Here is an 8,174-nt window from a genome sequence, read left to right on the forward strand (position 1 = left end):
GCTATATCGCTTGATTTGCCATGCGCTATATATAGTGTCTTTGCGTAAGTCCTGTTTATGCTATTAATAAAATCGCGACCAGGTTGTAGCAGGATATCAATTAAATTTTCAGTGTAATTGTTTGTAGTAGTTTGCATTTTTATACCTCCAATTTTTCTGAATATATTGTTATAGCGCTACGCGCAAGTCAAAAGTCAGTAGCGGTGATTTCCTAGGTCATGCTTCGCATTCATGTCGGCGACAGCCGTTTTGCTTCGCACAACGCGCGTTAACGCTTCACGACATGAAAAGCGTTTGCGTTTCGCTGCGCGACATGAAAAGCATTCCGATAGGAAAGCTTTGCAGAATGCAAAACGCGAATCACCCGTACAAAAGTTAAAAGTAATCTTTAACTGAATTTTCAGTTCCCAAATTCTTTCCTAGGTCATACTAAGCAAACGCAAACAGGAATTAATAATTAATAATTACTGCTGCCGATTAGCTATAATATCCAAGAAAAAGTATTGAAATATTTGACAGGCGATCGCTGATTTTGTCTGATAATCTAAGATATTAGTATTCAGCTATTTCCTAGGAAAATCGTAAGAATTTCTACTCTCAACATCTCCTAAGTTATTAACTGAATAAGTCTGAGAAAATGACCCTTTAATTTACTTTTCTCAAGTGCTACTGGACATATACTTAACTTTGTTTTACTTCCATATTTTTAAGATAACTATAATTAAAGCGGATGACAATATCTTTTTTATATAAAAAATATTTATCAATGATAGGCAAAGCTGATCAAGCTAGCTCAAAAGCTTTGAGGGTATGCTTTTTTGAAATACATAGCACTACGCAAATAGGCTGGGATATAGACTAACGATGAATCTTAGACTAGGAAATCTTTTTCCAACTGTTCCCTGTTCCCTGTTCCCTATTCCCTGCTATATAATCTGAGGATATTTAGCTAAAATTTTGGCCAATTGCAGCTAAACAGTCTATCAGTGAGGAATAAATAATATAGATATGAATATTCTGGGAATTTCAGCTTATTACCACGACAGTGCCGCCGCCCTCGTATGTGATGGAAAAATTATCGCCGCCGCTCAAGAAGAAAGATTTTCTCGTAAAAAACACGATGCCAGATTTCCAAAAAATGCTATTTCTTATTGTCTGAAGGAAGCCAATATAGAATTACTTGATTTAGACCAAATAGTTTTTTATGACAAACCTTTAGTTAAATTCGAGCGACTTCTGGAAACTTATCTCAGTTATGCTCCTAAAGGTTTTCGCTCTTTTCTGATGGCAATGCCAATTTGGTTAAAAGAAAAATTATATCTGAAAACCGTTTTAAGAAAAGAATTCTCTACATTAGGTCAGTGTAAAGCATCCCATCTTCCCCAACTGATGTTTACCGAACATCATCAAGCTCATGCTGCTTCGGCATTTTTTCCGAGTCCCTTCGATCGCGCTGCGGTAATGTGTCTGGATGGAGTAGGTGAATGGGCGACTACTTCGGTTTGGTTGGGAGAAGGAAATAAACTGACTCCCCAGTGGGAAATTGATTTTCCTCATTCTTTGGGTTTGCTCTACTCGGCTTTTACTTATTACACAGGTTTCAAAGTCAACTCTGGGGAATACAAACTTATGGGTTTAGCTCCCTACGGAGAACCTAATTATGTAGATTTGATTTTAAATAATCTTATAGATTTAAAAGCTGATGGTACTTTCCGGTTGAATATGGAATATTTCAATTACACAACCGGGTTGACTATGACTAATCAGAAATTTGACAAATTGTTTGGCGGACCACCTCGCAAAGCTGAAACTAAAATTAGTCAACGAGAAATGGATATTGCTGCTTCTATTCAGAGAGTAACTGAGGAGGTAGTATTACGTCTGAGTCGAACGGTGCAAAAAGAACTAAATGCTGACTACCTTTGTTTGGCAGGGGGAGTTGCTCTCAATTGTGTGGCGAATGGCAAGATTTTACGGGAAGGAATTTTTAAAGATATTTGGATTCAACCTGCTGCGGGAGATGCTGGTGGAGCGTTGGGTGCTGCTTTAGCTATTTGGTACGAATATCACAACCAACCACGAGTAATAGAAAAAGTAGTTGAGAATATTCCAGAAAAGGAATTAATTTCTGTGGAGTCTGGAAATTCTGCTGTTTCTTTAGCAAAACCTCCCGTTTGTCTTGCTCCTAACGACATGATGCAGGGAGCTTATCTCGGACCGAAATTTGCAGATGAGGAAATTCGGGAATATCTGGATGCTATTCAGGGAAAATATGAATATTTGCCAGATACAGAATTAATGCCACGGTTAGCAGAAATTTTAGATAACGGCAATGTTGTCGGATGGTTTCAAGGTCGGATGGAATTCGGACCCCGTGCTTTGGGAGGGCGGTCTATTATTGGCGACCCCCGAAATCAAAAAATGCAGTCAGTGATGAATTTGAAGATTAAGTATCGGGAATCTTTCCGACCTTTTGCTCCTTCAGTTTTGGCAGAACGAGTTTCGGATTATTTTGAGATTGAACATTCTAGTCCTTATATGTTGTTAGTAGCTCCAGTGCAAGAGAATTTGTTAATTCCCATGACAGAAGAGCAAAAGCAGTTGTTTGGAATTGAGAAGTTGAACGTGCCGCGATCGGAAATTCCGGCAATTACTCATGTTGATTATTCGGCAAGAATTCAAACTATTCATCAGGAGACTAATCCTCGGTATTATGATTTGATTCGGCATTTTGAGAAATTGACGGGATGTGGAGTAATAGTGAATACATCTTTTAATGTGCGGGGGGAACCTATTGTTTGTACGCCGGAAGATGCTTATCGATGTTTTATGCGGACTGAGATGGATTATTTGGTGGTTGAGAATTTTTTGATGGCGAAGACTCAGCAGATTCCTTGGGAAAAGGATGAGTCTTGGAAAGAGGAGTTTGAACTGGATTAAAAGGGGTCAGCACTCAGCAGTTATCAGGGTGCGTTACATTTGATTAACGCACCATATACATCTTATTCAGTCTATTAAGCTGGCAGTTTTGGCTAGGGCGTTATACAATTAGATGGTTAGACGACTAACTCCTTTACTAGGCTTTTGTGTCTCGGTTGGGATAGTCTATTAATAATATTGTCTAGCAACCTTATGACTTTTTCAAACAAGAAATCTTTCGCCAACCGACGAAATCCCTTCTTTCAAGGAAAGTTTCCTACACTCGTCTTACTACTGGTTATGCTGGTTACTATCGGCTGTGAGGAAGAGGATAATCGAACAAGCACTTCTCAAAGTGATAAAAAGCCCTTGAATCCTGAAGAACTTGGCTATTACAAATATTTCAAGGAATCATGGGAAAATACTGCATATCAGTCAAATTCATTGCTTGATAATTATAAGTTATTTGAGAATAAACAGAATACTGGTCAAACAGAAGAAGCAAACAATCTAGAAAGAAAAGTCCAGAAGACATTTACTGCTTTAAAGCAAGATAGTGAAAAAAAATTGCAATCATTAGAATCCACTATTCCTCCTGACTCAATGAAAAGTTTCCACTCTGAATGGCTGAAATTATTACGAGGTTTAGAAAATGCCCAAACTCCTAATAATGAGTTAATTGATAACAGCCAAAGTTTTCTAGCAGCACATTCAAAATTTGAGAATAATTTTTCTGGTAGATCCGATGATGAGAAAGAGGATGGGGATGTTACAATAGTTTTCCAGCCAAATTTTATTCCAGTAGCAGTTTCTGCCAACCTTGAAAGTGGAAATTTTAATCTAGAGTTTACTCAAGGTATAAATACTCCTTTCGGAGAACTATCTCTAGAAGCATCTGGAAAAAAACCTATGAAAACAACAATATACAATTTGATTGTTATTCATAACAATAAGAAGCGCTATGTTTCTCTGGCTCAAGGTTATCAATTTTTTGTGCCTGTAAAATGTGGGGGAGTCACTGTGACGCCTGAACCTCCAGACACTATGATTGATTTGATTCTTGAAGTACGTGACTGTGGCTCTAAAAAAATAGCAAGTAAAACTAGTCCTGATGAAGTTGCTTCTAATCTTAATGAGGCAGTTGGTTCCGATATTAATAAGGAAGTTGATTCTAACCCTAATAAGTCAGTTGGTTCTGATGTTAAGCTGATTAATTCAAAAAGAGAGCCTGTTCAATTTATTCGAGATTATTACTCGAATATTAACAATCGGGAAATAGATAAATCCTGGGATATGTTAACTCCTCAGTTTCGAGGTCAAGCTCCCTCATCGCGTCAAGAGTTTTTTGATTGGTGGAGATCGGTTGATGAAGTTCAAATTAAGGAAGTAAATCTAGTTAGTAAAAATGAAGAAACTGCGATTGTAGAAGTAAAACCTTCTTATATTATTGGTGATAGATATAAAGAAGAAAAACTACTTCAATTGACCTTGGTATGGAGTAACACTTCCCAAGACTGGAAAATTAGAGCAAGTAAAACTGCTTCTAATACAGTTGGTTCCGATATTAATAAGGAAGTTGATTCTAACCTTAATAAGTCAGTTGGTTCTGATGTTAAGCTGATTAATTCAAAAAGAGAGCCTGTTCAATTTATTCGAGATTATTACTCGAATATTAACAATCGGGAAATAGATAAATCCTGGGATATGTTAACTCCTCAGTTTCGAGGTCAAGCTCCCTCATCGCGTCAAGAGTTTTTTGATTGGTGGAGATCGGTTGATGAAGTTCAAATTAAGGAAGTAAATCTAATTAGTAAAAATGAAGAAACTGCGATTGTAGAAGTAAAATCTTCTTATATTATTGGTGATAGATATAGAGAAGAAAGACCAATGCACTTGACCCTGGTATGGAGTAATGCTTCGCAAGACTGGAAAATTAGAGCACGTAAGAAACTTTGATTTATAATTAGGGAACTGCTGATTTTGTATGGTAGTTTTAGCTACTTTTTTTTCTGATTGGTACTTTAATCAGGCTGATGAAAGATGCTAATCTTACGGAAGACGATTTGAAAAAATGAGATTGTTTATAGTTTTCTTCAAAGTCTCTTTTGCTATCTAGTCTAACAATTCCGTGCAGCAGACGTTAGGCGAACGGCCGTTTAGCTAACGCACAACTTCGTTAACGCTGTGCTTTGCATATTTTGAAAATGAAGCTATACAACTTTCTAAGGCTTTTGGTACATCTGCCAAAAGTTGGCTCAACCAACAAACCCAATATGACCTCTGGCAAGCAGAAACAACGATTAGTGATATTGAGGTCAAACGTTTGTCTGCCATTTGATTTGCCTTTATCCAGTCTAATAATTCTGTGTAGCAAACAGCAGGGGCGAATGGCTATTCACCTCTGAGCTTTGCAATGTTACCTTTCAGCAAATTGACAAATTGACAATTTTGTGGTAGAAAAAAAGGAAAATTGTAGTAGGTAAGCGATCGCTCCACCCTTCCCGGGGTTTGAGTAGCAACTGTACAGAAAACCACGCTAAGGCTGTATTTATTTCCAGATATACCTTTCAGACCTCTGTGACTGATGGACAGAAAATATCCATCACTTTACCACAACTCCAAATCTGCTAGTTCATCTTCAGCTTCAGCATCGCGCAATGGTCGCATTGCTCCATCCTTCAGTTCTTCAGGTAAATTAAACTGATAACGGCCCAACATATTGATGTGAGAATATAGCAAAGGGGATAAACGAGCTAAATCATCATCTTTAAGAACCCAACCTTCAGAACGTAGCTGATTCAGAGCTGAATCCATATAACAAGTATTCCACAAAACCAATACATTAACCACCAACCCTAACGTTCCTAACTGTTCTTCTTGACCTTCGCGGTAACGCTGACGTACCTCCCCACGACGACCATAAAACAAAGCTCTTGCTAAACTATGACGACTTTCACCACGATTGAGTTGGGTTAAAATGCGACGACGATAAGCCTCATCATCTACATAATTCAGTAAATACAAAGTTTTCGTAATTTTGCCTAATTCTCCAATAGCTTTAGCAATAGTAGAAGGTTTCTTTCCTCGATGTAAAGCACGCATAATTTCCATTGCACTAACTGTCCCTAGTCTCAACGAACCAGCTATCCGTAAGATATCATCCCAATTCTCTTCAATTAATTCAACTTTAACTGTAAATCTAGCCAATTTATCAAGACAACCATAATCCGCGCTACTATCTAATCGCCAAAAACGTGCCTCCCCTGCATCCGCTAGACGAGGAGAGAATTGATAACCCAATAGCCAGAACAAACCAAAAATCACATCGCTGTATCCAGAAGTATCAGTCATTAGTTCTCTAGGACGTAGACTGGTTTGCTGTTCTAATAATCCTACCAATACCACTAACGAGTCTCTCAAAGTCCCTGGAATGACTACACCATGAAAGCCAGTAAACTGGTTAGAAGTGTAATTATAGTAGGTGATTCCGCGACCCCCCTTAAAATATTTACTGTTCGCTCCTGCATTGAGAGTACGCACGGGAACAACAAATCGCATTCCATCAGCAGAAGCAACTTCACCTCCACCCCAACTTTTGACCAGTGGAATTTTCCTTTGAGCTTCAACTAACCGTGCATTAGCTTGAATGATGGTTTCAGGGCGAAAGTAATTCTGTTCTACCCAAGATAACCGTCCTCTGGTAAGAGCAGAAATTCCTTTCCTTACAAGGGGTGAGAGTCCAATATTACAACCCTGAGCAATAAGTATGGCACAAATACTAATCTCAAGGTCACTAACTCTAGCAAAGCTTTCATTGAGATGAGTGAATTCTTCCATAAACCCCGTCTTGGCATTAATTTCGAGTAAGACTTCGGGTAAATCAACTAGGGGTAATAATGATTCTACCTTTTCCTTAAGTTTTAGATAACTCTCTGGTTCATCTAATTTATCCAGATTGCTAATAGTGAGAGAATATTTGCCTTTTTTGTCCACCTCAATTCTGACTTCTGAATTTGTGGGCAAATTTTCTGCTGTTTTAGAGTAAGCTTGGTTTAATTGTTCTTGCAAGACTTTCAGTTCTGGTTCTGGTTGACAATTGAGATTTAGGGTACGACAAACTGAAGCCCTAGCTTCCAACCAAGCCTTACCTTGTAGTAGTTTAGCACGAGGATTACTCCATCGCTCTCCCACCGAAACAAATAAATCGCGACGACGTAACCCTTCTAATATCTGCTCAAGAACGCAGAAAGTATAGGCATGACGGTCAATACTACCATCTTCAGTCACCACCCAATTCATCCACTTTTTAGGCACTATTTTTAAAAGAGCTTTAAAACGAATTGGTGGAATTTGGCTCACATCTAATTTACTAACACCTAGAGAACGAATTTTCACCAATCGATTCAATGCGTTAACTAAGGCAGGTCCACTACTACGGGTAGGTGATTTTCTTAGTTGTTCGAGGGGAGTTGATTTAGCTTTTTCATCTACCACAATTAGAGCTTCTAACTGCTCAATTTGCTTCCAATTGGGTAATTTTGAGAGAATTTTCCAAGTGCGGTGAGCTACTCTTTCCCTAACTGTTGAGATTAAGCGAGATAGTACCGTAACTCCTGGTAGTAAAATTTTCAGCTCAACTAATCTGGCTGTGGTTAAGTCGAACATCATTGAAGGACTTTCTCCACTGCTCCAAGCTCTTTGATACAACCAACGTACTAAACGCCAATGTGCAGGCTGAGAGTTGAAATCACGATAGCCATAACATTTCTTGATAATTAGAGTATGTTCCCAATGGGTATTAAAACGAACCAAGTATTTTGAGAGACAATCTACATCCTCAATTTTAAGTTGAGCTGCTAAATAGTTTACCACTCCCGGAGGAACATCTATGGGGTTAGTCAAAAAAGTCCCCAAAAAGCGAACTGTACATAATTGGATGGCAAAACCCAAACGATTGTAATCACCACGGCGTTTTTGAACTAACTTTTTGGCCGTATCGTCAAGATAAAAGTAATTAGCTAGCTGAACTTTGGTTGGCTCACCTACATAACGTCCGTAACTATCTTGTTGTTCCGATGTAAGAAATCGAGATGACACAATCAATAATTGAATACTGTACCAAATAAACTATAGTCTATTTGGTACAATAAAAAGTAACGATACCATCATGGTTTCAGTCCTCTATTTTCAGAGGGGTTTAATATCATGTCCGGTAGCATCGTTTGTGTATAATAGAATGAGGAGAAAAATAATTC

At 38.2% G+C, this 8,174-nt stretch carries 4 protein-coding genes; 2 read left to right on the top strand and 2 right to left on the bottom strand.

What is annotated here, in order from left to right; translation table 11 throughout:
• The first annotated feature begins 1,008 nt into the window (after window positions 1-1,008).
• Entirely contained in the window at window positions 1,009-2,940 is a 1,932-nt protein-coding gene (locus ACP6PM_RS08300) for a carbamoyltransferase family protein (protein WP_426583568.1), read from the top strand.
• A gap of 192 nt (window positions 2,941-3,132) precedes the next feature.
• Complete coding sequence (locus ACP6PM_RS08305; protein WP_426583569.1) at window positions 3,133-4,875, top strand: nuclear transport factor 2 family protein; 1,743 nt, start codon at window positions 3,133-3,135, stop codon at window positions 4,873-4,875.
• 204 nt (window positions 4,876-5,079) lie between these two features.
• On the opposite strand, the gene ACP6PM_RS08310 is transcribed toward ACP6PM_RS08305, so the two are convergent.
• Both ACP6PM_RS08310 and ACP6PM_RS08315 read right to left on the bottom strand, forming a co-directional pair.
• Window positions 5,080-5,253 (bottom strand): hypothetical protein, encoded by a 174-nt coding sequence (locus tag ACP6PM_RS08310; RefSeq protein WP_426583570.1) that lies wholly within the window; start codon window positions 5,251-5,253, stop codon window positions 5,080-5,082.
• Window positions 5,254-5,526: 273 nt separating this feature from the next.
• Complete coding sequence (locus ACP6PM_RS08315) at window positions 5,527-8,016, bottom strand: Tn3 family transposase (RefSeq protein WP_426583572.1); 2,490 nt, start codon at window positions 8,014-8,016, stop codon at window positions 5,527-5,529.
• Between the last annotated feature and the right edge of the window lie 158 nt (window positions 8,017-8,174).

Origin of the sequence: Dapis brunnea BLCC-M229 (genome assembly GCF_050015995.1) — a bacterium.
Classification (GTDB): domain Bacteria; phylum Cyanobacteriota; class Cyanobacteriia; order Cyanobacteriales; family Microcoleaceae; genus Trichodesmium.